Source organism: Nostoc sp. UHCC 0302 (assembly GCF_038096175.1).
Taxonomy (GTDB): domain Bacteria; phylum Cyanobacteriota; class Cyanobacteriia; order Cyanobacteriales; family Nostocaceae; genus UHCC-0302.
Window position 1 is genome coordinate 1,489,216 of sequence record NZ_CP151099.1, and the last position, 25,837, is coordinate 1,515,052.

The following is a 25,837-nucleotide window of genomic DNA, read 5'->3' on the forward strand; positions in this document are numbered from 1 at the left end:
ATTATCTTTTATTCTCTCGCCTCAGAATATGCTGGTTCAATTACCCGCCCGCGTCTGAGTAAGCGATCGCCTTTCAACAAAGCGGGGGTTATCGTCACAAAATCTCTGGTAGATGGATCAATACTTGGCTCAAAGTCAAAATATTCGCGATCGCTGTTTGGATCTTTTGGTTGGTAATTTTGAGTGCGAATTCCCTGAGACATTAAAATTTGTGGCAGAAGTTTTGCTAGTTCACTCACCATTTGGGATTTATCAAGAAATGATGCGCCGATTAGCCTTTGCAGAAAAGTCAGTAACTCTGGCAATTCTTCTACGCCGCGATCGTTTTCTAGTTTGTTTCCAGTTTCAAATCTAGCGACTGCTAAGTCAATAGTGTTAAGAGCATCAGCAAGGTTGTCTAAAAGGACTTTGCTATCAACCCGAAGTACAGGTTGAGCTGATTGCAATAATTGCTGTGAGGTTGAATCGTTTTTGTCGAGTTGCAGCACAACTTCTAGCCCCACAAGCACAAAAGCCAGTAAGACACCCATCCACGCACCTGGACTAGTTTGAGTTAAATAAAACAACCAACCTAAAATACCTATATAAATCAGTGCCTTTAGCAGTTTTAGGATTATTCTGTTGGGAGGATTTGTAGTTGGGTTAGTAATTTGCTTTTGCTCTGTAGGAACAATTTGAGAAAAGTGAGCCGCTGCAAGCGTAGCGATAGACTGGCGCAGTGTATCCAAAAAAAAGGAAGCCAGACGTACTTGAGCGACATTTAACTGGCTAATGTAAGTTCTTTCCAGATTATCAAGTCGGTTCTGAACCAGCTTAACTACCTGCTCAACGCTGGTTGTGTTCTCAATATCTATCTGGAGTTGGTTGCGTTCTTCTGTAAAAATTGAAGTTATTGTTTTCATTATGATGTCGCCGTCATCCACACATACAACCCTAGCGTTATTGATTGTGCTATGACTTGTTGAGCGATCGCTATCTACCGAAGATATTGCAAATAAACTTGCACATTAACTCCTAAGAGGTATCCTTTCTCATCTGTGATTAGTGAGGCAGCTAGTAGGGTATGTTGTCGCCAAGCGCCGCACCATCCCAGATATTCGGTGCGCTAGGACTAACGTCTATAACGCACCCTACTGGCTATCAAATCAAGTCGATGTTATGCCAAAACGTTGCTTGGTTATGCCAAAACGTTGCTTGGTTATGCCAAAACATTGCTCGGTTATGCCAAAACATTGCTCGGTTATGCCAAAACATTGCTCGGTTATGCCAAAACATTGCTCGGTTATGCCAAAACATTGCTCGGTTATGCCAAAACATTGCTCGGTTATGCCAAAACGTTTACCTGTATTGTCAATGCATCGGTTTGCAATAAATTAACGCACCCGTTTTTTAACCTAGCTATTCTTGTCTTCCTTGCCTCTCTGCCTTTTTTACTGCCATTCTCTAGCGGTTTCTATTTGAAAAAGACTCAGTACACTTTTATTCTTTTTTATACTAGTTTAATTAATGATTGCAACACATCCTTGGGTGAAGACGCGATTCATCGCGTCTCTACAAATGGTCTATTTGTCACATTCTTTTTTGAAATTGGTATTATCTGTTTCCTGTCTCTACGAGTGATTCAGGAATCAACTCGGATTCCTATAAGGCTAGGATTTGATTTTTGAAAAAACTCAGTACAAATCGAAAATCCTGATTTCCTACTCCCTACTCCCTAATTCCCACTCCCCGCCTACGCAGATAATTTCAAAAATCAAATATGATTCCTATATATCAGAATTGGTTGGAGATTGAATATTTGCAGTTTTCAAAATGATACTGTCAATTAATCCATAGGCTTTGGCTTCTTCAGCACTCATAAAAAAGTCCCGTTCCGAATCAAGTTCAATTTGCTCTGGCGTTTTACCAGTATTAGCCGCAAGTATTCTGTTAATTAATTTGCGGAAATACAAAATTTCTTTGGCTGCAATTTCAATATCTGATGCTTTTCCTTGAGCGCCTCCTGATGGTTGATGAATCATAATCCGAGCGCTTGGTAGAGCATATCTTTTGCCTTTAGTTCCGCAAGCCAGTAAGAATGCTCCCATTGAGGCTGCAATGCCGATACATACTGTACAAACTTCTGAACGAATTTGGTTTATGGTGTCGTAAATAGCCATTCCTGCGGATACCGAACCTCCAGGGCTATTGATATACAATGTAATATCCCGCTCTGGATCTTCTGCGTCAAGAAATAACATTTGTGCAACAATCAGATTAGCTGCTTCATCTGTAACTTCGCTTCGCAAAAATATAATTCGCTCTGCAAGCAAACGCGAATAAATATCTAGCGATCGCTCCCCATGTTCTGATTGTTGAATAATAATTGGGATACTGATTTGAGAAGAATAATTCATATTTTTTGTCTCAACTCTTAATCTTAAAGTTGCAGTTTCGTACTTCTATCTACAGGTGTACTCATTCCGATAAAACATATAGTTAAGCATTCGCTTAACTATATAAATAATATATAAGCAATTGCTTAAATGTCAAGTTTGCTGAGGTGCAAGGATTATGGCGAATTTTTGATGTGGATATGGATAACCTGCATCCAGAATGCTCTGCATCATACCTTTACAGCGTTTACCCGGCACAAATGTGACAGTTATATCATTTGTCAAAATCTTGCAACAAATAAATTGACTGAGTACTATTCTGTCAAGTTTGATTTGATAGGTTGTTAGTTGCGCTGTCTTCGCTTTAGCACAACTACGGACAGATAGTAGTACATTTATACGTTATGAAGCGTGTATTTATGCCTTTGTTAAAGTATAAGCGTTCTTAGTTAACTATACCAATGTAATCAGTTCATGACATTCTGCTTTTACCAAAGCTTTGCTAATTGTCAAAACAGAACAAACTTTACAAAATTTGTTAGTAATAATTCTGCTTCAAGGATAGAATTTTTAAGAAATCTTACTATCTGTTGCTTTAAAAAAATCTTTTTCTAGAGTTGTAAAGCAATGAGAGATGAACAAAAGAGCAAAGAGCAGGTCATTGAAGAGTTAGTGGCGCTGCGTGAAAGTTTTTCTAATATCCAAAAATTAGCCGCACAGCAGGAGGCAGCAGAAGCGGCATTACGGCAGCAAACCCAGCGGGTGCAACTGATGGCAGAGATTGCTCAACGCATCCGGCAGAGTTTGAATTTAGAAGAGATTTTGAACACAACAGTAAAAGAAGTACAGCAGTTTCTGCAAGCAGATCGGGTGTTTATTTACCGCTTTCAAGCCGATTGGAGTGGAGTTGTAATTGTTGAATCTGTAGACTCTAGTTATGCATCTATCTTAGGAAGGAAAATTACAGACTCATTTTTTGCAGATCCAAGTAGACGAGAGCTTTACGAACAAAATCGCATCCAAACCATAACAGATATTTACACAGCAGATTTATCTCCATGTCACGTTGATTTATTAGCAAATCTGCAAATCAGGGCAAACTTAGTAGTTCCTATTCTTCAAGGAAAACAGTTATGTGGACTACTAGTAGCAAACTACTGTTCAAAACCGCGCCAATGGCAGCAGTTGGAGATTGACTTGCTTGAGCAATTAGCAACTCAACTCTCTATCGCTTTACAACAAAGCCAACTGTACGAACAAACTCAACGCCTCTTTCAAAGAGAGCAGGCGCTCAATCGAGTGATTCAAAGCATCCGGAATTCTTTGGACTTAGAAACTATTTTTTCCACAGCAACGCGTGAGATTACTCATCTGGTACAAGCTGATAGAGCTGAAATTATGCAGTATCTCCCCGAACGGCAACTGTGGCTAAATGTCATGGACTATCGCCAGAACCCAGATTTACCAGATTCTTTAGGGCTAGAAATTTCTGATGTTGGTAATGAAATTACTGCTAGGCTCAAGCGATTAGAAGTATTTAAAATTGAAAACGCTAGCACTTGTTCAGATGAAATTAACCGCAACTTGGGGCAAATTTATCGGGGTGCATGGTTAATTGTACCGTTACACTTTGGTTCATTGGTTTGGGGTAGCCTTGCAGTCTTGAGAAATAAAGAATCTTTATCTTGGCAAGAAGAAGAAGTAGAATTAACTTTAGCAGTTGCCGACCAGTTAGCGATCGCCATTCAACAATCTACGCTCTTTGAGCAGTTGCAAACCGAACTGAGAGAGCGTCAGCAAGTAGAAGCAGCGCTGCAAGAAAAACAGCATTTTATTCAGAGAATTGCAGAAACAACCCCGGATATCGTATATGTCTATGACTTAGTTGAACGGCGCAATATTTATGTAAACCGTCAAATTGTCGAAATCCTTGGCTACACTTCCCAAGAAATTCAAACAATGAGAGAGGCTGTACTGCCAAATCTCGTTCATCCAAATGACATAGCACGCATCAACGAACACTTGCAACGGTTTCATACTCTTAAAGATAGTGAAGTCATTGAAATAGAGTATCGAATGAGACACGCCAATGGCGAGTGGCGTTGGCTACATAGTCGAGAGACTGTATTTGCCCAAAATGCAGACGGCATCCCCATGCAGATTTTGGGTGCAGCTAGTGATATTACCGAACGCAAGCGGGCTGAGACAGAAATTTATTTTCAGGCGCATCTCCTATCAGCAGTGCAACAGGCAATTATTGCCACTGACTTGAACGGCATAATTATTTATTGGAATAACTTTGCACAAACCCTTTACGGTTGGTTAGCTGACGAAGTGAAGGGTAAAAACATCCTGGAGACTATATTACCTGAAACCTCACAAGAGCAAGCAGCTGAAATTATGTCTCACTTGCAGCGTGGTGAAAGTTGGTCAGGTGAATTTCTCGTGCGCCGTCGAGACGGTACAACCTTCCCGGTACTAGTTACAGATTCCCCAATCTATGATGACGAAAATACATTAGTCGGCATCATTGGCATTTCTGCTGACATCACTGAGCATAAGCAGGCTCTGGAAGCACTGCAAGAGAGCGAAGCACGACTGAGGTTAGCCCTAGAAGCTGCCCACATGAGTACTTGGGACTGGGACATCTTAACTAATAACGTGGTGTATTTTAACGAAGACACTCCGATATTTGGAGTTGCACCAAATGATAGCCTGGCTACTTATGAAGCTTTTCTTAATGGTATTTATCCTGAAGACCGCGATCGCATAGCTACTGATGTGAAGAATGCGATTGAAAACCACACAGAATATGAAACTGAATTTCGAGTGGTTTGGCCTGATGGTCAAGTACGTTGGTTAGGGGATAAAGGCCAAGTATTCTATGACGAAACTGGTAAAGCAATACGCATGGTGGGCGTGTCAGTAGATATCAGCGAACGCAAGCAAGCCGAAGCAAAAATTCGTGAACAAGCAGCGTTGCTTGATGTAACTACAAATGCAATTCTTGTTCAAGATTTAGAAAATAAAATTATATTTTGGAACAAAAGCGCTGAACAAATTTATGGTTGGAAATCAGAAGAAGCTCTAGGCAAGAATGTGAATGAGCTATTGTACAAGGATAATTTGCCACAATTGCAAGAAGCCGTGTACCAAACTCAGCTCACAGGTCAATGGTATGGGGAATTGCATCAAATAGCAAAACAAGGGCAGACAATCATAGTTGAAAGTCGCTGGAGTCTGGTAGAGCAAGAGAACCCAAAATCTATTCTCATCGTTAACACCGATATAACGCAAAAGAAACAACACGAAGCCCAATTTCAACGCGCCCAGCGGTTGGAGAGCTTAGGTACACTAGCTAGCGGCATTGCTCACGAACTCAATAACATCCTAACTCCCATGCTGTTATCCGCTCAACTTTTACAGATGAAAGTTAGTGATGAGCAAAATCAGCTACTGCTTCAAATGTTAGAAAACAATACTCAACGCAGTGCAGATTTGGTTAAGCAAGTACTATTGTTTGCCCGTGGCGTTGAAGGTAAGCGGGAACTTTTGGAAGTCCAACCTTTAATATTAGAAATTCAACAGTTGGCTCAACAAACATTCCCTAGAAATATTAAAGTTGAGACTGACCTAGTACCAAATCTTTGGTCTATATATGGAGATGCTACACAACTACACCAAGTATTACTAAATCTAGTGATAAATGGTCGTGATGCCATGCCAAACGGTGGAAGTTTGAGTATTTCTGCTACAAATTTTTATGTGGATGAAACCTATGCCAAAATGAATCTTGATGCAGATGTTGGTTCTTATATTGTTATTACTGTCAATGATACCGGAATCGGTATGCCTCAAGAAATATTAGATAGAATTTTCGAGCCATTTTACACAACTAAAGAAATTGGTAAAGGTTCAGGTCTTGGTCTTTCAACTGTGCTTGGTATTATTAAAAGTTACAGTGGTTTTATTAATGTAACTAGTAATGTCGGTAAAGGAACAAAATTTCAGGTGTTCTTAAAAGCAGTGCTGGCAAACCAAACGGAATCAGAAGAAGAATTAGAATTCCCGGCGGGAAATGGAGAATTGATTTTAGTGGTAGATGACGAAGCTGAAATTCGAGAAATCACCAAAACAATGCTTTTAAAATACAACTATCGAGTGCTTACTGCTAATGATGGCATTGAAGCGATCGCATTGTATGTGCAAAATCGCCAAGAAATTAGTGCAGTTTTGGTAGACATGGTGATGCCAGCTATGGATGGTTTGACTACTATCCGTACTTTGCAGCAAATGAATCCACTAGTTAAAATTATTCCCTCTAGCGGACTATTAGATAACCAACAGCTTGTCCAAGCTAGTGGTATGCAAACATTCTTGTTAAAACCTTACACTATGTGGCAACTATTGCAAGTCTTAAACAATCTTCTTAACTAGTCTGGCCGGGCATTAATCAATTTTTCAATTTCTACAGCTTTAATAAACTTTTATAAGTATAAAAAAATTGAAACCTAAACAGGGAAAGCCTTTTACGCTACTAGTTCCGTTTTAGTACGGATTTAGTTCAAGGTGTAATAAAGCTAATTGGAGTAGATTCACAGGGGACATAGCACCATCGACAAACTAATCTAGGGATGAACTATCTTGCTGATAACGCACATCAGGGAATGCATTGCTAGTAGTTAAAGCGGGAGCAGTATAGTTATACCAATTTGAAAAAAGAATGTGACAAATAGCCCATCTGTAGAGACGCGATGAATCGCGTCTTCATCCAGGGATGTGTTGCAATCATTAATTGAATTGGTATTATCAATAAATTATCGTTTTCAGTAATTTCCGTAACAGCGCTACACATAATATTTGATTTAAGGCACTTCAATGGATAGCATACACGCTGCAATTCTCACTAAAATTCTTACTGATAACGGTTTCACTTCTGGCACTATTGCTGAAAAATTCATCCAGTGTCGTATGCCAGGGCATGATGATTACTTACTTAGATTTAGTTGGGATCAGAATTCGGAATTAGTTGGAATTGAATTAGTAGACTGCTGGGCAAATTCTGTAATCTCATCTTGGAAGACTTCTTCCGCCATGATTCATTTAGTTTTAAGACAGGTACAATTTTTCGTTAGAGAGTATGAAAGCATTTGGCAATCATAGAGTAAATTTACAACTTAAAAAACTCCGAGAGCAGGCGCTTTAATTATTTATTTAAATCCTAAGATAATGAGCTAAAACCGAATATTCAAATTAAACAGTTAACAAGCATTCTAACCGTTTACTGTCTAAAAATTAAATGTCTTACAGCTTATCTTCTACATCATGCGCGGTTAAATAAAGTATATTTATTAGGGTCATCTATTATTTCAAAATTTTATGCTTGGAATGGGGCAAAAAAAGCGATCGCTTTTTCCTCAATTAAAGCGACTCTATAGAAAAAAGGACATATATCATGATATATGCCCAAAATCAGCTTTATAGATGTAATTGCAACTGCATTTTAAGCTAAAGCTACTGCTGGTTGCTGCCAGCGCCCAACTGCCTTAGCAATTACTGCAAGTTCTTGCATCAACTTATCGAAACGGTCTGGCGTGAGAGATTGGGAACCATCAGATAAGGCTTTAGCGGGGTTGGGGTGAACCTCAATCATGAGAGAATCAGTACCAGCTGCGATCGCTGCCATTGACATTGAAGGGACAAACTCAGACCAACCTGTGCCGTGACTAGGGTCAATCATAATTGGTAAGTGGGTCAGTTTTCGCAACACTGGCACTACTGATATATCTAGGGTATTTCGAGTATACTGACGGTCAAAGGTACGAATTCCCCGCTCACACAAAATCACATTTGGATTTCCTGCCGCCAGAATATACTCAGCTGCCATCAACCAATCTTCAATAGTAGCTGCCATCCCCCGTTTTAAAAGAACTGCTTCGGCTGCGCTCCCACTTTTTTTAACAAGGAAAAATTCTGCATATTCCTTGCTCCCACCTGAATTACATCAGCAATTTCAGCAATTTTATCCAAGTCTGTGGCATCCATCACTTCTGTAATAATCCCAAGCCCACTGACTTCCCGCGCCTTTGCTAACAATTCCAAAGCGCTCTCGCCATGTCCTTGAAAGGCGTAAGGTGAAGTCCGGGGTTTGTATGCCCCACCGCGCAAAAACTTGGCTCCAGCCGTCTTGACACGCCGCGCTGTCTCCACAATCATTTCTTCATTTTCTACAGAGCAGGGGCCAGCAACAACTACCAAGGGATGGTGTTCACCAAATACAACTGCTCCATTGGGAGTATCAACTATTACTTCAGAAGCTTCCCCATGACGAAACTGGCGGCTAGCCCGTTTGTAAGGCTGCTCTACCCGCAAGACTTGCTCAATCCAGGGGCTAAGTTCCTGAATGCTTAGTGGGTCTAAACTGGCGGTTTCACCTACTAGACCAATTACTACTTTGTGTTGACCGACAATTTTTTCTGGTGTCAATCCCCAACTGGATAGTTCCTCATCAATCCGGTTTATTTCCGCCTCCGGGGAACCACTTTTCATTACTATAATCATGTGTAAGTTCCTAATTTAATTGAGTAGCTTATTTAGCAAAATAAAAATAATTAGAACAAAAAAATATTATATACAGCAGAATTCATAATGGGCTACGTCCCGCTATGCTAACGGAAGGAAAAGAGGCTTTATACCTGACTTGACTTCGACTCCCTTTCCTGCGGGACGCTACGCGTAGCTTGCTTCCCCGGAGGGGTACGACTACGCTACCTCGGCTCCGGTTCCATCGAGCGAAGTCGAGATGCTCGGCACAAGTCAGGGCAAGTCGCTCAGTAACCATGAGACCTATATTGTGTACTTCGTCAACTTGAAATCTGCTGTATATAGCGCTCAGGTATTTAACTACTCTCTTCCTTGTCTTCCTTCTCTGCGAGACCGGAGGTGTTGGCGGAAGCCTCTCACAGAGAATGTGGTTTGTTAAAAATTTAGATATTCTACCCAGGAAGAACGCCTGACAGCGAACGAGCGGCGAGAAGTAATAGCTGAATATTGAGTAAGACAAGAATTATAAAGTTTTAATTAGCAATGTTGAAGTTATAAAATTTCAACTTCAACATTCACTTTAAAATCTACCCAATACCCCAGCTATCCGAAACCTGAACGCCAGTAACTATACTTTCTTCTGTCGAGTTTCGCGCCAAACCGCCACCATCCGTCCCCAATTGGTACTAAACTCACCCAGCCCTAGCAGGTTTCCAGGTCTTTCTTCATCCCAAGAGGCAGAAAGGACTCCGTAAGTTATCCCCAGTACCCCCAAACCAAACAGTCCCATGTTCACCAATAATACGGCGATGGGAGGTAGTTTGATATCAGAGTAGATTGCAAGTAAATAGCTGACAATCAGGGTAGCGATGCCCAAAACTGTTGGTATACCACAGAATGCAGCCACTCGCCGGATCATCCGCTGACTGACTACCTGGGGAATTGCCATCTCTTCTTTGGTGTAAGGCGGCTTTCTGTCAGGCTGTTTCTCAGAGGTATTGAGCTGTGCTGGTGGCTTACTTTGAGTTTTTGCAGGCTTTTGGCGCTTTTTGTTTGGCTCAAAGGGTAAGCGACTGCGTTCAGATTCTTCAGCAGACATAAGCTCTCATCCTTATCCACGAATACCGAGACGAGCAATCAAAGCTAAATACTTTTCCCGGCTTTCCTGCTGGACATAAGCTAGAAGACGCTTGCGCTGACCAATTAGCCTTAACAGCCCGCGACGGGAGGAATGGTCTTTCTTATTTGCTTGGAGATGTTCACTGAGGCGGACAATGCGCTCAGTTAGCATAGCAATTTGGACTTCGGCAGAACCGGTATCAGTTTCGTGAACTTGGTAGCTGGAGATAATCTCCTGTTTTCGCAGTTGCGTGAGAGCCATGATCGATTTTATTTCTAGTTTTTCAAATGTATGTAGCAGTCTCCCATAATATCACAGCCGCTCTTAAGGTGTATGTGGTATTACCAGGCGGGGAAGTGGGGGGCAGGGGGCAGCACTTCTCTACGAGAGGCTGCGCCCTAAGCGCAGCTATGCCGCAGGCTTTACGGCTACGCTCAGTGACAGAGGGAGCAGGGGGAGAAATAACTAATAACCCCAGTCCCCAGTCGCCGATACCCAATCCCCAGTCCCGCGCCAAGCGCTTTAACTAGTAACAAACAAATATCTTAGCTGTATAGGCTGGCAAGTCGGCAACTAGACTATCTTCACCAATTTCTACTTCTTGATTGGTGAACCAATCTCGCCAAGACTCAGCTGTGGGAAAATCTGGAATGTGATAACCAGTTAGATTATGGTCAGAAAAATTGGTGACAACGATGACACGAAAGCCTAAGTCATGCCAGCGGACGTATGCTAGTACTTGAGCTTCTGCATTTTCGTGGAAAAACTCTATATTGTCACTTTGCAGGGCTAGATTTTGCTTGCGTAGAGCAATAAGTTTTTGATAATACTCAAATAAATCCTGATTCTGCTCGCTTGTCAATAAAGACCAATTAATCTTCTGTGGCTTAGTGACGTCTTCGCTCTTTTTTTGGTATTCGCCAAACTCTTGCCCCATCCATAACATGGGTATACCCATCGCTGTAAACAAGAGAACGGCTGCTAGTTTGGCTCGCTCAAATGCAGGTGTGTCAAAGATACCGCGATCGCCTAATTCTCGCAAGGTTCGTTCGCGATCGTGAGTTGACAAGTAATTTATCACATTCGTAGCAGTTGCATAACCCTGTTTTCTGGGGTCTAATACTTCCTTGAGTTGTTCTAAATTAAATTCTCCGGTAATGTTTGGAATTACAAAGTAACGAAAACTTTCATGCCAACACCCATCTAATGGCCCATCCGGCTTAACTACAGTACTTGTATCGGGAATATGTTCGGCAATGTTGTAAAACTGTTTGTGTGAGCCATGAATTTTCCCCTGTTGAGCCAGCCAGTCTAGAAATTCAAAGTTAGCTAATTGGCGCACTGCATCAAAGCGAATTCCATCAATGTGATACTCCTTAATCCAAAATTGCACTACATCACCGACGTATTTCCATGCTGGTTTGACATCCAGTTTTTCGTCATAATTATCATAGTTAAACTCTGGCCCCCAGTAATTACTTGGGTCTTCAGGATAATGCATATGTTTGTAGTACCAGTAATTCCGGTCAATCAGCATTAATGGGCATTCTTCATCGGTGTGGTTATAAATTCCATCCATTATGACGCGAATGCCTCTTGCATGACATTCGTCAATTAACTGTTTTAAATCTGATGTTGAACCGTAACTAGATTCTGTGGCGAAGAAGTGGCGAACTTTATAACCCCAGCTATAATTCCCAGGGTACTCATTGACTGGCATTAATTCAATTGCATTAATTCCTAATTCGCAAAGATAATCTAATTTATTAATTACTCCTAAATACTTGCCTCTTTTTTCAGGATCAGCTTCATCACCTGTAAAATCAGCAACGTGCATTTCATATATAATTAATTCCTCATTATTAGGTAAGAGATTGTCATCATGCTGCCAAACGTAAGTATCAACAATACGTTGCCCATCTTTAACCCTAACTATCCCAAACTTTTCTGTTTCATTAACATCTGTTGCATAGGGATCAATAACATCTATCCATTCATCTGGCGCAAAATTTGGACTTTTGGTTTGAACGCGAAATTTATATTGATAAACGCCATCCTGCAATTCAATTTGAGTCCGAAAATAACCATCTTCACATTTTTGCATTGGTATCTCTTTGTTTGGAGAAAAAGACCCAATTAAAGCGGCTCCTTGGTTACGAGGAGCAAATAAATTAAATTCTATTAGATTTGTATTTTCACCCATTGGAGGGAATTCCTCTAGTAACAATCTCTAGAATTATTGTGGTATTTAATATTACTTATAGCTTCTTTCTGAAGTCAGAATAAAATAATTAATCCTCCCTTGTATCCTAATAAAGAGGAGGAATATTTCCCCTTTTTAAAAGATTCTGGGAGGACATTCAAGAGATAAATATCAATAATCTAGAAGTATTGACTAGTTACTCAGTTTAAATGTATCTGCTAAAAGTTAGACATTTGTGGCAGCAGCTGGCACAGCACCATTATTCAGGATAGGCTTGCGAGTTTTCAGGTCAAATTTGTAGCCATGTGGTAAGATATGCAGTTTAGCTCCGCAAATCGCCAAAGGCTCATCTTTAAGGATTATGTCAGCGTTATTATATGTAGCTTCTGACTCATCCACAATAGTGACAGCACCTTCGCCAATTACTTCAATTTGGTTATCAGTCACTACCATAGCGGTGTTTTCGTCAATACCGAAACCTAAGCTAGCAGGCTCTAGTAATAAAGCTGAAATTAGGCGTCCCAAGCGACCGCGCTGAGAAAAATGTTGGTCTATCACCACCCCAGGTAAGAAACCAAGACCGGGGCCCATGTCCACAGTTTCAATGCGCGGATGTGTCTGTGAGTCGCCTTCCACAATCATTTTATCTGGCATAACAGCGGCTCCGGCGCTAGTTCCTGCAATAACTATGCCTTCAGCGAAACGTTTGTGGATAGCTTGATCAATTTCGGTGTCTTTAAGAATACTAGTAATCCGAGCTTGGTCTCCCCCGGTGAAAAATACGCCAGTTGCCTTAGTAATTGCTGCTAATGCAGTAGAAGAAGTTGCATCATCACGGGTTTCTGTGTCAATTATGCGAACATCCTCTGCTCCCAATCGCTCAAACACTCTAATATAATTTTCTCCCACTTCTCTGGGTAGTTCTGTTGCTGCGGTCATAATCACGATGTGCGCTTTCGTACCGCCAGCGCGTCGCACAAACTCCCGCAAAATTTGGGAATCTCCATCTTTATCTTCGGCTCCGCCAATAATCACCAGCTGACGCTTAATATTGCTATCCGTCATAAGTTCTCCTGATTTGAGTTAACTAATTTCAATGAATCATGACAATTCAAACTATAAAATCGTCCATTAGGTTGATTAAGATACAAAATGTAAGCTTAATATTTCATCCCTAAGTTGCGGTATGAAACTTTGGAGGGAAAAGACAGAAGTAATAGTTTTATTAATAATTAATTTTTAATTAATAAAGATTAATTCTATTAATTCAACAGCCTCTAGAGGTAGTTTCTAGAGGCGAAATTTATTTTTTTCTTAATTGCGGATTGTGAACTTAATTGGTTTGTTGAATTTTGATTGAGTGAATGCCACGTACTACTTAATACCGTTTTTGTAAAGCAAGTTAGTTAAGAAAAAACGTGCTTGTTCTAATGGGAGATGTCTAGGTTTGCCTTGGAAGACAATTTGATACTCATCTATATCTGGCCCATCTCCATGCCCAGAAATCAGCTTGCTGTGGAAAGCCTCCTCAGCAAGTTGTCGAATTTCGTGTCTTAAAGCAGCTTGCGTGCTATTCATAATATTGCTATCTCCTAAATAGCTCATCCTCTTTTATACGATTTGTTGGAAGAGTACTGCACCTTTCAAAGGTTATATCTTTTATCATCCCTGGTAGTTGTGTACGGACTGATATTTCATCCCTACTGACTCATAGCCGCTTAATTATGCCCTGAGATAGTTGGAAATGCGTAGTAATTGGGTTAGTGTAATGCTGAATTGAGTGATGAGTGCTGCTTACTGAGTAATATAAGGTACGTAAAAACACTTTTGGTTTGTTTGGAGCAGCAAATTGGTTATAAATAAGCGATTTTAGTCGTAGGGAACGACACAGGACTCAAGACTCAGTATTACATTACTGAATCCCCAAAAGGGAATCTGAATTAATCTAGAATCGATGAGTCTGAGTAACCACAAATCAGACTTTAACTTTCAGGGTGTTTAGCCAGAGGTTCGTAATCAATGGTTCAACAAAAAAGCGTCGATGCAATCCGTATCAATGCTCGAAAAAATGATATATTCGACATTTTCAACTTCCAGCATTACATTGGCCCCAACCCGTATTTAGAGACAGGGGCGCTAGTATTTGACTTTGCTCTAACTGAGTATAGAGAGCCTTTACCAATTGAGAATTATATCTCAGCTATTGGCGATCGCTATCCACAATTAGGTGAGCAAACCTATGAATCCTATGCTCATCTGTTTGCCCAAGTTGTATCAGAAGTGGGCAAGCTTGATATGGGTTTGCACCTCAACCGTTGGGGTGTTAAGGTATATCCCACTTACGTGCGAATTAGCGTGCAATCGCTACATGAACGCACAACAAGAGAGGTAGTTTACTTTGTTTGGGATTGGTTTGAATCGATTAACCAAAACAGAGACTTCCTGTTTGATGAGCAGCTTGTGAGGCTGCAAAACCGATTCCGGCAATCTGTTTACGGCGGGCCTACAGTTTACGCCTTATTGCGGACAGCCTACGAAAAAGGTATTCCTGCCTTTTATTTGTGGGAGGAAGGACTAATGCAATACGGTTTTGGTAAAAAACACGTCCGCGGGGTTGCGACAACATTTAATAATGATAGCCATTTAGATTCAGAGTTTACTACCCGGAAAGATGATTGTAAGGCATTTTTGAAAACTTTAGGTTTCCCAGTACCGAATGGTGCGATCGTCTATTCAGAAAAGGAAGCTTTAGGGGTAGCAAGAGAAATTGGTTATCCAGTAGCAATTAAGCCTGTGGTAGGTCATAAAGGAATTGGTGTCACAGCTGATGTACAAGACTCAAAAGAATTAGAATCAGCTTACGCTAGAGCGCTAGCAGCGATTCCCGAAGAGCAGCCAGTTAGGATAATTGTCGAGAAAAGCATCTCAGGAGCGGATTTTCGCTTGCTGTGTGTCGATGGCAAATTCGTCGCCGCCACCGAACGCCGTCCAGCATCGGTTGTTGGTGATGGTAACTCAACTCTTGAGGAGTTAATTCGCCAAGAAAACCGTCAGCCTGGACGTTTGGATACACCTACCTCGCCGATGAGTAAGATTCAGCGTGATGAGGCGATGGAATTGTATTTAGAAGAACAAGGTTTGACGCTAGATAGCGTTATTAAAAAAGACCGCACTGTTTACCTCCGTAAAGTCGCTAATCTTTCCGCTGGCGGTGTGAGTATCAATGCAACAGATACAGTTCACCACGACAATATCATCTTGGCACAAGATATTGCCCAACATTTCCAGTTGACTTGCTTGGGTATTGATATCATTACCAAAAGTCTTTCAGAATCTTGGAAGTCCAGCAACTTTGCAATTCTGGAAATTAATGCTGCACCTGGAATTTTGATGCATCTTAAACCAGCGGTTGGTGACAGTGTTGATGTGCCTTCCCGTATCTTAGAAACATTTTTTGAATCGGGTACATATGCCAGAATACCAATTATCACCTTTAATAAAATCTCAGTTGATGAACTGCAAGAAACTATTGACCATATTCTTTTGCAACATCCAGAGTGGGTAATAGGCGCTGTTTGTCGTGATGCAGTTTTTATAAATCGGTCGAAAAAGGTATTAAGCCCAGATTACAACAGCAATGTCCAAACTTTGCTGCGTAATCCCAAACTGGATTTACTAATTGCCGAGTACAGTGAGGACATACTAGATGAAGATGGTATGTTTTACCAGAATAGTAATCTAGTAGTTTTGGATAATCCTACCGAAACTGAGATGATATTGGTGCGGGATGTCTTCGACAGTTCTACTGTGGTAATTAAAAAAGGAAATGAGGTTTCTATTCGTCGCAAAGGGTTGATTGAAGACTACACTTTGGGAGAAGAAGAGCCATTTACACGGGTTTATCTAAAAGAAACTGGGGCGATTTTGTGATTTAAGTAGCAAAGAAATCCTTAACGCGTTTAGACTTTGATACATAAACCTCCTCAGCTAATTTCACTGAGGAGGTTAATTATAATTTGTTTATTCCAGCAGGCGTTGCAAATTCGGTTTTATGCTGCTCTAGCTAACACCATCTCACGAAATACCTGCTATACATTCATAGGTAAGGTAGTACAGCTATGTTAACCTACAGCCAATTTATTACAAAGGTTTTTTTGACAATAGTATTACATTGACCAGTTAAATCGTTGCTAAACGTCTTAGTTTGACTGCTACTTGCCGTATATTCTCGTCCTCCGAGTTTCTTGTAAGATAGTGATATCTTTCTGATAGCGAAGAATATAACAAATAAGGTAACAGTGGAGCTTTAGGTAACTTATTCGCTACTTTAAGGGGCCATAAATCCCTAACATAAGAGTCATTATGAAGTAACTTACCATTTTCATTCAGCACAGATGGTTTAATAGGATGCTCAGCAATAAAGATTATATCTTCTATCTCCAATCCTAAGTTTCCAAAGCGTTCTCGTATTGACTGTTCGTTATACCGACGCTGATAAAATACAGAACCATCATCTCTTGTGTATCCAGGCCAATAGAAGTTGTGGTTTATAACCCATTCTTCCATGTAATTCTTGCTAGCTGGAAGTGTGAGTACAAATATTCCTCTAGGTTTAAGCACTCTCGCTACTTCTCGTACAGCATCTATATCCCCAAAGTCTGGTATGTGTTCAAATACTGAAACTGAGAAAACTCGATCAAATGTCCTGTCATCATAAGGAATATTTGTTGCGTCAAAAACATCGAGCTTTGGTGAAATAGTGAATTCTTGAGAAAAAGATTTAAAATCTTCAACAAAATAGTCTAATAAATCGGATATAGTAAGTTTTTGATAACCACTAACGGCTAAGTATAACGGCAACAATTTAGGACTTGAAATGTCTAATATTGCTTGTTTAATATTTAAATCTAATAGTTCGATAGTTAATGGTAACTCCATTATTCTCACGTAATTCATCGGAATTCTATACCATTCGCGGAAATGCTTTGTTTGACGAATGGATTGTTTAAATATTTTGGGGAAAAGCTTAAAAAAAATAAATTGCTGAATTTCTTTTTGTCTTCTTCTTGATAAAGACAATATTTCTTTTTCATCCGTGTTCAAACTAGAGAAGGTTTTCATAAATTAATTCTCCACAAAAATCAGAGTTGATTCCACTAATTTCATATATAGAGAGTTTGCTTATTATTCAAGTTTTGTTCAACACAGACAAACAGGTATATGTATAATAGAGATTAACTTATGTGAAGGCTACACGCGCCGCCGCTGCGATGTCCAGAGAATAGTGCATTGACACAGCAATCCTATCTCAATCTGAGAATTCACTAACAGTCGCTATAGGCGATCGCACCGCAAACGTAAATAGCATTTACAAGACAGTGTTAACTGCTGCACGAATTACTAATAACATGATTTATTGAAAAAAAACTGGGTATTTTAAAATACTTACAAATCTTTATATATATTAGTTAGAGAAAAATATATCAATTAATATGAAAAAACCACCTTCAGGCTTGGGGTAACTAAACCAAATACCATCCGGTGGCTGCTTTCGAGTACTGCTATACTACTTTAGTTTTTCGTGAGCTGCCAAAATAATTTTTTCAGTTTCTTCCCAGCCAATACATTTATCAGTTACAGAAACACCATATTTTAATTCTTCTCGCTTATCAGCAATTGGTTGATTACCTTCATACAAATTTGATTCCAGCATCATCCCAACTATTGATGTATTACCATCAACTATTTGCTGAATCACACTTTCCAATACAGCAGGCTGCAATTTGTAGTCTTTACTTGTATTGCCGTGACTACAATCAATAACAATTCTTGGTGATAAATCTGCCTGTTTTAATTTTTCTTCTACCAGTTTGACATTATCTGGATCGAAATTGGGCTGATTACCACCTCTTAAAATTACATGACCGTAAGCATTACCCTTAGTTTGAAATACGCTTACCTGTCCGTTTTGATTAATACCGAGAAAATTGTGAGGATTTCTAGCTGATTGCAAAGCATTCAAAGCTACTTGAATGTTACCATCAGTGCCGTTTTTAAAACCTACAGGCATTGAAAGTCCACTGGCCATTTCGCGATGAGTTTGCGATTCGGTTGTCCGCGCTCCAATGGCAGACCATGTAATTAGTTCGCTAATATATTGTGGTATGATTGGGTCTAATGCTTCTGTGCCAGTAGGTAATCCTAATTCTGTAATTTTTAATAGCAGGCTACGCGCAATTAGTAACCCCTTTTCGACATGGAAAGAATCATCCATGTCTGGATCGTTAATTAATCCTTTCCACCCTACAGTTGTTCTGGGTTTTTCAAAGTATACCCGCATTATTAGTAGCAGATTATCCTTGACTTTCTCAGCCAAATCCTTGAGCTTTTGGGAATATGCGATCGCAGCTTCCGGATCATGAATTGAGCATGGGCCAACTACTATAAATTTTCGGCGATCCTGAAAATCTAGGATTTGCTCTATTTCTTGTCTATATTTTACAACTGTTTGTTCAGCGGATTCTGTTATAGGTAATCTTGATTTAACTTCATTGGGCGTTAATAAAACGTGATAGTTCTCAATATTAGCGTTAAATAATATATTGTGCATGGCGCGGCTCTCGCATTATATACGCACTCAGAATCAAGATTGTATCATACTTATATATTTTAAAAATAGCTTTCTTGATGCTTGACAAAGATAATAACTACTGCTAGAAGTCTCTTTTTACATAATTAAAAAGGAGACAATATTGTCTCCTTTTTCTGCGTTATTTAACTACTGTATAGTAGCAGTGTATTTTATTACTGCCAAACAAAGACTTTAGCTTCATATGCGCCTAAGTCGACTATGATGCCATCGTCACCAGCTTCGACATCATAATTAGCTGTCCATTCGTGCCATGTGCCACTGCTGGGAAAGTTAGGAACATGATAGCCACCTAAGAAGTTTTCGGAAAAATTGGCTACAACAACTACGCGAGAACCTTCATCATTCCAACGGCTATAAGCTACTACCTTTGCCTCTGGATTTTCATGAATGAAATCAATATTTTCTGTGTAAAGAGCATGATTATCTTTACGTAGGTTTGTTAAGCCTTTATAGTATTCAAATAAACCACGATTTAGGTCATTACCTAACAACGTCCAATCGATTTTTGCAGATTCAATTTGTTTGGGTTTATACTCACCAAATTCTTCACCCATCCAAATCAAAGGTACGCCGACTGCTGTCATCAAAATTGCTGCTCCCAATTTAGCCCGATTAAAGGCTTCTTCGTTAAAAATTTCACGATTTCCTAACTCTACCATAACGTGGTTATGATCATGGTTAGTGAGGTAATTTACCACATTTGTGGAACCTAAAAAGCCTTGACGCTTGCAGTCAATAACATCTTTGAGACGCTCTAAATCAAATGTATCACCGCAGATATGTTCTAAAATGCAGTGATAGAAACTATCATGCCAGCAACCATCCATTGGGCCATCTACATTGGTAATGCTGGTAGTTTCAGGGATGTGTTCAGCAACAGTATAAAAAGGCTTCATGCTAGCAGTCTTTTTCGCTTCTTGAACAATCCAATGCATGAAGTCGTAATTAGCAATTTGCCGTGCAGCATCGAAACGAATACCATCTATATGATATTCTTCAATCCAGAATCGGATTGTATCGCCGATAAATTTACGTGCTGGATAAGTCTCTAGATTTTCATCGTAATGTTCATAATTAAACTCCGGCCCCCAGTTATTATCAGGGTCGCGGGGTTCGTGATGATACCAATAATCATGGTCAATTTGTGTTAACGGACTTGATGCTTCTGAATGGTTATAAATACCATCAATAATGATCCGAATACCTCTGGCATGACACTCATCAACTAGATGTTTTAATTCCTCTGTAGTACCATAGCTAGATTCTGTAGCAAAGAAATGACGCGGGTTATAACCCCAGCTATAATCGCCAGGATATTCTTTAAGTGGCATCAACTCAATAGCATTGATTCCTAGTTCAGTCAAATAATCTAATTTTTCAATAACGTGTTTATACTTTCCTCGTGCATAAGGATCATCTTCACCACCAGAAAAGTCGGCAACGTGTAGTTCATAAATCACTAATTCATGGTCAGCAGGAAGAGGTTTATCATCATGTTGCCAAACATAGGTATCGACAATTCTTTGCCCATCTTTAATTCTGACAATACCATCATCTTTTCCACTCGGTTCATCAATATTAGTTGCGTAGGGATCTGTAACATCAACCCACTGATCAGCTTCAAAAAACCATGATTTTGACTGAACACGAAATTTATATTGATAAACACCGTCTTCTAAGTCAACAGTTGTACGGAAATAACCATCATTTCCTTTTTCCATCGGAATTTCTTGCCAATCAGAAAAAGAACCAATTAATGCAGCTCCTTCGTTATAAGGTGCAAATAAGTTAAATTCAATTGGCTTCGCCATATATGTGGTTGAAATAGAAAGTATTGTTAGAAGTATTTTCTAATGATAAATTAAGTTTGCCAATCGCTCGGCAGAAATAATTAAATAAGCTTTACCTCTATCTACAGGAATAAATTAGTAATTTTTAATAGTTTTTTTTACTTTCCTCTAGATAAATTTCGTGAAAGAATATGAACTATTATTAATAGTTACAAGAGCAGATATTTAGTAAAGAGGGGAATATATTAAATATCTGCTGCTTAAAATTATTTTATTTTGATGTTAGTTTTGTGGAGATAACTTAATAACCAATTTGCCGCTGTTGCCCTACGAGTCTGCCGAGGCCCAAATTCGCCGATTTTGTAACCTTTGAAACCTAGTTTCTCTTTCAGAATTTGTTTGTTTTCTGGAGGAATAGAACGAGTTAATTTGACTGTCGCAGGACGACTATCAATAAAGTCTGGCGGTTGCGGATACTCATCACGCCACTCTGGTTTTACTTCACTATTGTCCCATTTTTCAGTAGAAGAGTCGTAGCGATAGCCTAAATAATGCCATACCAACTGGTTGACTGTGGCATCATCAAGTTTTTCTTCGAGGATTGCCCAGATAGTTGCTGTATTAAGTGGTGGTAAGTTAGACATAAGCACTTTAAAATTTTAAAATTTTTAGTTAGGTATGTTCAGAGATATAATACGCGATAAGCAGAAACGACATAATGATAGCTAGGATAATCGCGATCGCCAGTACACATATCGGGGCGATGAAGACGAAGACGACGATTAATTTTGCGACTTTGAATTAAAAGCAAGTTGTGTATACACAAACTAGGTAGACTGGAAATCGTAAAGAATAGACCAGTCTATGCAGAATTCTACATCGCTGCCAAAGATCATCCGCGCCCATGTATTCGTTTCTGGCCGAGTCCAGGGAGTGGGCTATCGTTACGCTACCGTGGATACAGCTAGCCAGTTAGGATTAACAGGTTGGGTGCGGAATCTCCCTGATGGTCGTGTAGAAGCAGTCTTTGAAGGAGCGCGCGAGGTTGTGGAAGAGATGGTTCGCTGGTGTTACTCTGGCCCACCTGCGGCTGTGGTCAAAGAAGTTGTGATTGAATATGAACAACCAGAAGGATTACGCGGATTTGAAGTAGGCCACTAGCAATAAAATATTGTTAATTAACTAATTACAGCAAAATTCAGAATACATTCGTCAGAATGGGGAAGGGAAGCAGGCTTTATACCTGACTTTACTTCGACTACGCTACCTCGGCTCCGGTTCCATCGAGCGAAGTCGAGATGCTCGGCACAAGTCAGGGCAAGTCGCTCAGTAACCATGAGACCTATATCGTGTACTTCATCAGCTTGTAATCTGCTGTATTACTGATTCTCTCGCCTACTTAAGAAAGTCTGCATTGGTAGCTTTTTGTAAAATTCTAAATATTACTAAAATAAATTACAAAGATAGCCTTGTAAAAGGGAAATTTTAACAAGCTGTATAGATTCTTTGGAAGCAAAAAAGGATACACTACCTTAATGCTACTAAACGATTTTGGTATTTCAATTATAGCGGTTTGCAGTTGAATTCAATACAGACTTAACTCCCAGCCCCCTACCTACAAGGGAAGGGGAGTAAGCCTTAAAGCTTTTATTATACAAGCAGACAGGTTTGGAGAGGTCAAAGTCTATTTTATATAAACGAGAAGCGCCATAAATCCCAATGCAAATTTCTCCGTAGCACTGATAAAACTTTTCGGGGAGATACTACTAGTAAAATGATTGGTAATAACAATAATAACTTCTTTAACTCACAAAAACCTAAATCTTTTCCTCTTACTTTGGCTTTAGTAGCCATTATATTTTTTTTTATTCTCAACTTTACCCACACTCAGCCGACAATTCCTATTTTAGGCTTTCATGGGATTATTGATTCTAAAAATACTACTTTACAATCATATCAAGGAGAGATGGACTACCCTAAACAAGATTTAGAAAAACTCTTAGAGTATTTTATTCTTCATGACTATTGGTTTTTAACTTCTCAAGATTTATACGATTATTTCTTAAAAAAATCACAACACATCCCTGATGATCATCGAAATAAAACGCCTGTAATGATCTCATTTGATGATGGATATAAGACAGTATATACTATTTTGTTACCCATTTTATCTAAGCTAGAAAAGAAATATGGTATTAAAGTAAAAGTTGTTTTATTTATTAATCCAGGTACTTTAGCTAAGAGTAATAGTAGAGATGTAACTCATTTAGGATGCCGAGAATTAAGAGAAGGCTTGCGAAGAGGCTTTTATGATATTCAATCTCATGGACTTAATCATAAAGATTTAACGAAACTACCTCGTTATCAGTTAGTTAATGAAATCTTGCAGGCGAGGATTGAACTGAGAAAATGTACACAAGACTTAGACCCAGAGCAGAAAGTTGCATCTCATCTGGCTTACCCTTATGGAGCTTATAATAAACAGGTAGAGCGTTATGTATCTAAATATTATTTGTCAAGTTATTTATATAACAATGAAATCCTAAATTATGGTTGTTTAAAAAACTTTTATAAAATTCCTCGTTTAATGATGAATCGTAAAAAAACAACTAATGCTCTGATAGAAGTTGGTAAAGGATGGTACCCACTAAATAACAATGAAAAATGCTAGTATTATCTCTTTGTAGAAACAAAGTCTGTACTACTCTAAAGCGCCTCTTGAGAAAAATATTACTTACGATGACTATTTGTAAAATTAAATTGCAATTGTATTGCTTAGCACTATATATCTGAGTAAGCAATGATACATTACTTAATAGTATTTATCTGGTTATTTTTGCAGATTCAGTCAGTCAATAACTGATGCTTCAAAGCTTTATAACTACCATTGCAGGAGATAATCAATGTCAAGTATTTTAAGGATAAAAGAAGATGTTGGTGATACTACTTTCAAGCCTAAACCGCAACAAGTAGACAAACTATTAAAATCTGATCCCACATATGTAGCTAAAGCAGGTACGCTATTTTTTGTCTCATCTATTGATCGTGGTTCTAAAGATCCGAAAAGTCCAAATTATTATGGTGGCGATCACTGGAAAGTCACTTTTAAGGATAAACTTAAACCCAGAGAAGGAGGTGAGCCTATTTCGACTTGGTTTGTGTATGAAGGTCATGTAGAAGAATATAGACTGATAAAATAATTGAAGAAGAGTTCAGAATCAATTAGTCGGGGATGAACGCGGAAAGTCTGTAGACGCTTCTGCTACTTGCTGTAGACCAGAAACTGCCATTAATGCCGTCCCTTTGCAGAGCGACTAATTTCACAGAAAAGCAAGCAAAGCGTAGCGTCTTGCAGAGAAGAATTGGTAGACTATACCTAAGTTTTCTCAGATTTTTAGTTCATGTTTAGCATTTTTACATATAGTTAAATTGACAAATATCCGCAAATCTAATTAAAAACAAAAAACCATGCGAGAAAAACCCAAACAACAAATGCGTATATGGGCGATGTGGTGTCATCTCTCAGCTTTGTTAGCGTGGATAGTATTGTTTTTTTTAGTGTTTCTTGGCGTACCTTTATATCTGCCATTGAATCTTTTAGCGCCACTGTTGATTTGGCGATTCAAAAAAGCACGATATCCCTGGATTGATTTTCAAGGCAAAGAATCTTTAAATTTTCAAATATCGTTAACATTTTATACATTAATAGTAATAATTATATCTTTAATAGTAATATTAACTAGTTTTAGTGTTGCACTTACTACCAATGGTGCAGTAAATCAAATCAATATAACTTTAGATGGGTTAGTAATTACCTTCCTGTCTTTAATTTTATTAATATTGCTACTACAATCATATTTAGTAACTTTTGCTGCCATTAAAGCTTTTAGGGGGCAGCATTATCGCTATCCTTTGACAATAAGAATTCTGCGGTAAAAGGAGTCACACGATAAAAGTAGTTAAAGATTAGGAGAATTATTCATATGGTTGGAGTGGCGATCGCAGGTACTGGATTTGGTCAAAAAGTCCACATTCCTGGATTTCAAGCACATCCTCATACTGAGGTTGTTGCTGTTTATCATCGGGATATAAATAAAGCTAAGACTATAGCAGACTCCCATAATATTCCCCATGCCTGCAATACAATTGCAGACATTGTGGCATTACCAGAAGTGCAAGCAGTCAGCATTTCCACACCGCCATTTTTGCATTATGAAATGGCAAAAACTGTGCTGCAAGCAGGCAAACATTTATTACTCGAAAAACCCACTGCTTTAAATGCTACTGAAGCTAAAGAACTTTATAAATTAGCTAAAGAAAAAGGCGTGATTGCAACTGTAGACTTTGAATTTCGCTTTGTACCAGGATGGCAGCTGTTTGCAGAACTGTTATCAGCTGACTATGTAGGTGAGTTGCGCCTAATTAGAATTGATTGGTTAGGTTCTTCGCGTGCTGATGCTTCACGTCCTTGGAACTGGTATTCTTCTCAAGATAAAGGAGGGGGTGCATTAGGTTCTTTAGGTTCCCACGCCTTCGATTACATTTATTGGCTATTTGGGTCTGTACGCAGATTAAATGCTCATTTAAGTACTGCCATTCCTACACGAGTTGACCCAACTAGCGGAGAATCAAAACCAGTAAATACAGATGACACTTGTATACTGGCACTAGAATTAGCTGATGGCACACCTTGTCAAGTCTCCATTAGCGCCGTTGTTCATGCACCGAGGACACATTGGGTAGAAGTGTATGGCGATCGCGGTACTTTAGTATTAGGTAGTGAAAATCAAAAAGACTATATACATGGCTTTCGTGTTTGGGGTTCTCAGCCAGGTAAACCACTCACTGAAATAGAAATACCTAATAGATTAATATTTCCGAAAAATTATGCCGATGGACGCATTTCTGCATTTATCCGTGTAGTTGATCAATGGGTGCAAGGAATTAATAGCCTGCAAGAAATTACACCATCGTTGCGAGAAGGAGTTTATTCTCAGTTGTTGATGGATTTATCTCATAAATCTCATGCAACATCAAGCTGGGTTGATGTACCCGATTTGGAAACATTTCTAGGGAATCAACCTCTTGCATAAATATTTTTTTGGCTGACGCAGAGATGCAGATAAAGAATCTCAAATTAGGAATTTTGCGATA

Annotated in this window: 23 protein-coding genes and 1 pseudogene; 10 read left to right on the plus strand and 14 right to left on the minus strand. The window is 39.2% G+C overall.

What is annotated here, in order from left to right:
- Nucleotides 1-8 precede the first annotated feature (8 nt).
- Nucleotides 9-902 (minus strand): hypothetical protein, encoded by an 894-nt coding sequence (locus WKK05_RS06090; RefSeq protein WP_341528874.1) that lies wholly within the window; start codon nt 900-902, stop codon nt 9-11.
- A 267-nt stretch (nt 903-1,169) separates the two neighbouring features.
- Here WKK05_RS06090 and WKK05_RS06095 point away from each other — a divergent pair, with 267 nt between their 5' ends.
- Complete coding sequence (locus WKK05_RS06095; protein ID WP_341528875.1) at nt 1,170-1,667, plus strand: hypothetical protein; 498 nt, start codon at nt 1,170-1,172, stop codon at nt 1,665-1,667.
- A gap of 99 nt (nt 1,668-1,766) precedes the next feature.
- Here WKK05_RS06095 and clpP read toward each other — a convergent pair whose 3' ends face one another.
- On the minus strand, nt 1,767-2,396 hold the full coding sequence (clpP, locus tag WKK05_RS06100; protein ID WP_341528876.1) for an ATP-dependent Clp endopeptidase proteolytic subunit ClpP: 630 nt from the start codon (nt 2,394-2,396) through the stop codon (nt 1,767-1,769).
- A gap of 606 nt (nt 2,397-3,002) precedes the next feature.
- On the opposite strand from clpP, the gene WKK05_RS06105 reads away from it, so the two are divergent.
- Both WKK05_RS06105 and WKK05_RS06110 read left to right on the plus strand, forming a co-directional pair.
- The gene (locus WKK05_RS06105) at nt 3,003-6,812 is read left to right on the plus strand and encodes a PAS domain S-box protein (RefSeq protein ID WP_341528877.1); all 3,810 of its coding nucleotides are present in this window, start codon (nt 3,003-3,005) and stop codon (nt 6,810-6,812) included.
- Nucleotides 6,813-7,253: 441 nt separating this feature from the next.
- Entirely contained in the window at nt 7,254-7,538 is a 285-nt protein-coding gene (locus WKK05_RS06110) for a hypothetical protein (protein ID WP_341528878.1), read from the plus strand.
- Between the two features lie 340 nt (nt 7,539-7,878).
- Here WKK05_RS06110 and aroF read toward each other — a convergent pair.
- The 3 genes and pseudogenes from aroF to rpsO form a co-directional block, all read right to left on the minus strand.
- Nucleotides 7,879-8,936: pseudogene (gene aroF / locus WKK05_RS06115) on the minus strand (3-deoxy-7-phosphoheptulonate synthase).
- Nucleotides 8,937-9,546: 610 nt separating this feature from the next.
- Nucleotides 9,547-10,017, minus strand: a complete 471-nt coding sequence (locus WKK05_RS06120; protein WP_341528879.1) for a PAM68 family protein — start codon at nt 10,015-10,017, stop codon at nt 9,547-9,549.
- A 12-nt stretch (nt 10,018-10,029) separates the two neighbouring features.
- A complete protein-coding gene (gene rpsO, locus WKK05_RS06125) occupies nt 10,030-10,299 on the minus strand; it encodes a 30S ribosomal protein S15 (protein WP_341528880.1) in 270 nt (89 codons plus the stop codon).
- 26 nt (nt 10,300-10,325) lie between these two features.
- Here rpsO and WKK05_RS06130 point away from each other — a divergent pair, with 26 nt between their 5' ends.
- Nucleotides 10,326-10,568, plus strand: a complete 243-nt coding sequence (locus tag WKK05_RS06130) for a hypothetical protein (RefSeq protein WP_341528881.1) — start codon at nt 10,326-10,328, stop codon at nt 10,566-10,568.
- On the opposite strand, the gene WKK05_RS06135 is transcribed toward WKK05_RS06130, so the two are convergent.
- From WKK05_RS06135 to WKK05_RS06145, 3 genes are all read right to left on the minus strand, one after another.
- A complete protein-coding gene (locus WKK05_RS06135; RefSeq protein ID WP_341528882.1) occupies nt 10,565-12,241 on the minus strand; it encodes an alpha-amylase family glycosyl hydrolase in 1,677 nt (558 codons plus the stop codon). The two genes, WKK05_RS06130 and WKK05_RS06135, sit on opposite strands and share 4 nt — an antisense overlap.
- A gap of 225 nt (nt 12,242-12,466) precedes the next feature.
- Nucleotides 12,467-13,306, minus strand: coding sequence for a cyanophycinase (locus WKK05_RS06140; protein ID WP_341528883.1), 840 nt, complete (start codon nt 13,304-13,306; stop codon nt 12,467-12,469).
- A gap of 309 nt (nt 13,307-13,615) precedes the next feature.
- Nucleotides 13,616-13,819, minus strand: coding sequence for a hypothetical protein (locus WKK05_RS06145; RefSeq protein ID WP_341528884.1), 204 nt, complete (start codon nt 13,817-13,819; stop codon nt 13,616-13,618).
- Nucleotides 13,820-14,260: 441 nt separating this feature from the next.
- Between WKK05_RS06145 and WKK05_RS06150 the strand changes: the two genes are divergently transcribed.
- Nucleotides 14,261-16,171 carry an acetate--CoA ligase family protein gene (locus WKK05_RS06150; protein WP_341528885.1) on the plus strand — a complete coding sequence of 637 codons (1,911 nt, stop codon included), beginning with the start codon at nt 14,261-14,263 and terminating at the stop codon, nt 16,169-16,171.
- Nucleotides 16,172-16,420: 249 nt separating this feature from the next.
- On the opposite strand, the gene WKK05_RS06155 is transcribed toward WKK05_RS06150, so the two are convergent.
- From WKK05_RS06155 to WKK05_RS06175, 5 genes are all read right to left on the minus strand, one after another.
- On the minus strand, nt 16,421-17,362 hold the full coding sequence (locus tag WKK05_RS06155) for a class I SAM-dependent methyltransferase (RefSeq protein WP_341528886.1): 942 nt from the start codon (nt 17,360-17,362) through the stop codon (nt 16,421-16,423).
- A gap of 445 nt (nt 17,363-17,807) precedes the next feature.
- Nucleotides 17,808-18,851 (minus strand): 3-deoxy-7-phosphoheptulonate synthase, encoded by a 1,044-nt coding sequence (locus WKK05_RS06160; RefSeq protein ID WP_341528887.1) that lies wholly within the window; start codon nt 18,849-18,851, stop codon nt 17,808-17,810.
- A 194-nt stretch (nt 18,852-19,045) separates the two neighbouring features.
- On the minus strand, nt 19,046-20,704 hold the full coding sequence (locus tag WKK05_RS06165) for an alpha-amylase family glycosyl hydrolase (protein ID WP_341528888.1): 1,659 nt from the start codon (nt 20,702-20,704) through the stop codon (nt 19,046-19,048).
- A 245-nt stretch (nt 20,705-20,949) separates the two neighbouring features.
- Entirely contained in the window at nt 20,950-21,327 is a 378-nt protein-coding gene (locus WKK05_RS06170) for a DUF1823 family protein (RefSeq protein ID WP_341528889.1), read from the minus strand.
- A gap of 38 nt (nt 21,328-21,365) precedes the next feature.
- Nucleotides 21,366-21,494, minus strand: a complete 129-nt coding sequence (locus WKK05_RS06175; RefSeq protein ID WP_341528890.1) for a hypothetical protein — start codon at nt 21,492-21,494, stop codon at nt 21,366-21,368.
- Nucleotides 21,495-21,547: 53 nt separating this feature from the next.
- On the opposite strand from WKK05_RS06175, the gene WKK05_RS06180 reads away from it, so the two are divergent.
- Nucleotides 21,548-21,844 (plus strand): acylphosphatase, encoded by a 297-nt coding sequence (locus tag WKK05_RS06180; RefSeq protein WP_341528891.1) that lies wholly within the window; start codon nt 21,548-21,550, stop codon nt 21,842-21,844.
- A 17-nt stretch (nt 21,845-21,861) separates the two neighbouring features.
- Here WKK05_RS06180 and WKK05_RS06185 read toward each other — a convergent pair whose 3' ends face one another.
- On the minus strand, nt 21,862-22,020 hold the full coding sequence (locus WKK05_RS06185) for a hypothetical protein (protein ID WP_341528892.1): 159 nt from the start codon (nt 22,018-22,020) through the stop codon (nt 21,862-21,864).
- A gap of 437 nt (nt 22,021-22,457) precedes the next feature.
- On the opposite strand from WKK05_RS06185, the gene WKK05_RS06190 reads away from it, so the two are divergent.
- The 4 genes from WKK05_RS06190 (at nt 22,458) to WKK05_RS06205 (ending at nt 25,776) form a co-directional block, all read left to right on the plus strand.
- Nucleotides 22,458-23,354, plus strand: coding sequence for a polysaccharide deacetylase family protein (locus tag WKK05_RS06190; RefSeq protein ID WP_341528893.1), 897 nt, complete (start codon nt 22,458-22,460; stop codon nt 23,352-23,354).
- A gap of 232 nt (nt 23,355-23,586) precedes the next feature.
- Nucleotides 23,587-23,883 carry a hypothetical protein gene (locus tag WKK05_RS06195; protein ID WP_341528894.1) on the plus strand — a complete coding sequence of 99 codons (297 nt, stop codon included), beginning with the start codon at nt 23,587-23,589 and terminating at the stop codon, nt 23,881-23,883.
- A 268-nt stretch (nt 23,884-24,151) separates the two neighbouring features.
- Nucleotides 24,152-24,619: a DUF4870 domain-containing protein gene (locus tag WKK05_RS06200; protein WP_341528895.1), complete on the plus strand. Its 468-nt coding sequence runs from the start codon at nt 24,152-24,154 to the stop codon at nt 24,617-24,619.
- 47 nt (nt 24,620-24,666) lie between these two features.
- The gene (locus WKK05_RS06205) at nt 24,667-25,776 is read left to right on the plus strand and encodes a Gfo/Idh/MocA family oxidoreductase (protein WP_341528896.1); all 1,110 of its coding nucleotides are present in this window, start codon (nt 24,667-24,669) and stop codon (nt 25,774-25,776) included.
- Nucleotides 25,777-25,837 lie beyond the last annotated feature (61 nt).

Coding starts and splice junctions, on each gene's coding strand:
- WKK05_RS06160 (WP_341528887.1), bottom strand. CDS start 18,851: ATGCACAATATATTATTTAACGCTAATATTGAGAACTATCACGTTTTA.
- WKK05_RS06140 (WP_341528883.1), bottom strand. CDS start 13,306: ATGACGGATAGCAATATTAAGCGTCAGCTGGTGATTATTGGCGGAGCC.
- WKK05_RS06105 (WP_341528877.1), top strand. CDS start 3,003: ATGAGAGATGAACAAAAGAGCAAAGAGCAGGTCATTGAAGAGTTAGTG.
- WKK05_RS06205 (WP_341528896.1), top strand. CDS start 24,667: ATGGTTGGAGTGGCGATCGCAGGTACTGGATTTGGTCAAAAAGTCCAC.
- WKK05_RS06190 (WP_341528893.1), top strand. CDS start 22,458: ATGATTGGTAATAACAATAATAACTTCTTTAACTCACAAAAACCTAAA.
- WKK05_RS06150 (WP_341528885.1), top strand. CDS start 14,261: ATGGTTCAACAAAAAAGCGTCGATGCAATCCGTATCAATGCTCGAAAA.
- WKK05_RS06130 (WP_341528881.1), top strand. CDS start 10,326: ATGTATGTAGCAGTCTCCCATAATATCACAGCCGCTCTTAAGGTGTAT.
- clpP (WP_341528876.1), bottom strand. CDS start 2,396: ATGAATTATTCTTCTCAAATCAGTATCCCAATTATTATTCAACAATCA.
- WKK05_RS06090 (WP_341528874.1), bottom strand. CDS start 902: ATGAAAACAATAACTTCAATTTTTACAGAAGAACGCAACCAACTCCAG.
- WKK05_RS06110 (WP_341528878.1), top strand. CDS start 7,254: ATGGATAGCATACACGCTGCAATTCTCACTAAAATTCTTACTGATAAC.
- WKK05_RS06180 (WP_341528891.1), top strand. CDS start 21,548: ATGCAGAATTCTACATCGCTGCCAAAGATCATCCGCGCCCATGTATTC.
- WKK05_RS06170 (WP_341528889.1), bottom strand. CDS start 21,327: ATGTCTAACTTACCACCACTTAATACAGCAACTATCTGGGCAATCCTC.
- WKK05_RS06120 (WP_341528879.1), bottom strand. CDS start 10,017: ATGTCTGCTGAAGAATCTGAACGCAGTCGCTTACCCTTTGAGCCAAAC.
- WKK05_RS06185 (WP_341528892.1), bottom strand. CDS start 22,020: ATGGTTACTGAGCGACTTGCCCTGACTTGTGCCGAGCATCTCGACTTC.
- WKK05_RS06195 (WP_341528894.1), top strand. CDS start 23,587: ATGTCAAGTATTTTAAGGATAAAAGAAGATGTTGGTGATACTACTTTC.
- WKK05_RS06145 (WP_341528884.1), bottom strand. CDS start 13,819: ATGAATAGCACGCAAGCTGCTTTAAGACACGAAATTCGACAACTTGCT.
- rpsO (WP_341528880.1), bottom strand. CDS start 10,299: ATGGCTCTCACGCAACTGCGAAAACAGGAGATTATCTCCAGCTACCAA.
- WKK05_RS06200 (WP_341528895.1), top strand. CDS start 24,152: ATGCGAGAAAAACCCAAACAACAAATGCGTATATGGGCGATGTGGTGT.
- WKK05_RS06135 (WP_341528882.1), bottom strand. CDS start 12,241: ATGGGTGAAAATACAAATCTAATAGAATTTAATTTATTTGCTCCTCGT.
- WKK05_RS06165 (WP_341528888.1), bottom strand. CDS start 20,704: ATGGCGAAGCCAATTGAATTTAACTTATTTGCACCTTATAACGAAGGA.
- WKK05_RS06155 (WP_341528886.1), bottom strand. CDS start 17,362: ATGAAAACCTTCTCTAGTTTGAACACGGATGAAAAAGAAATATTGTCT.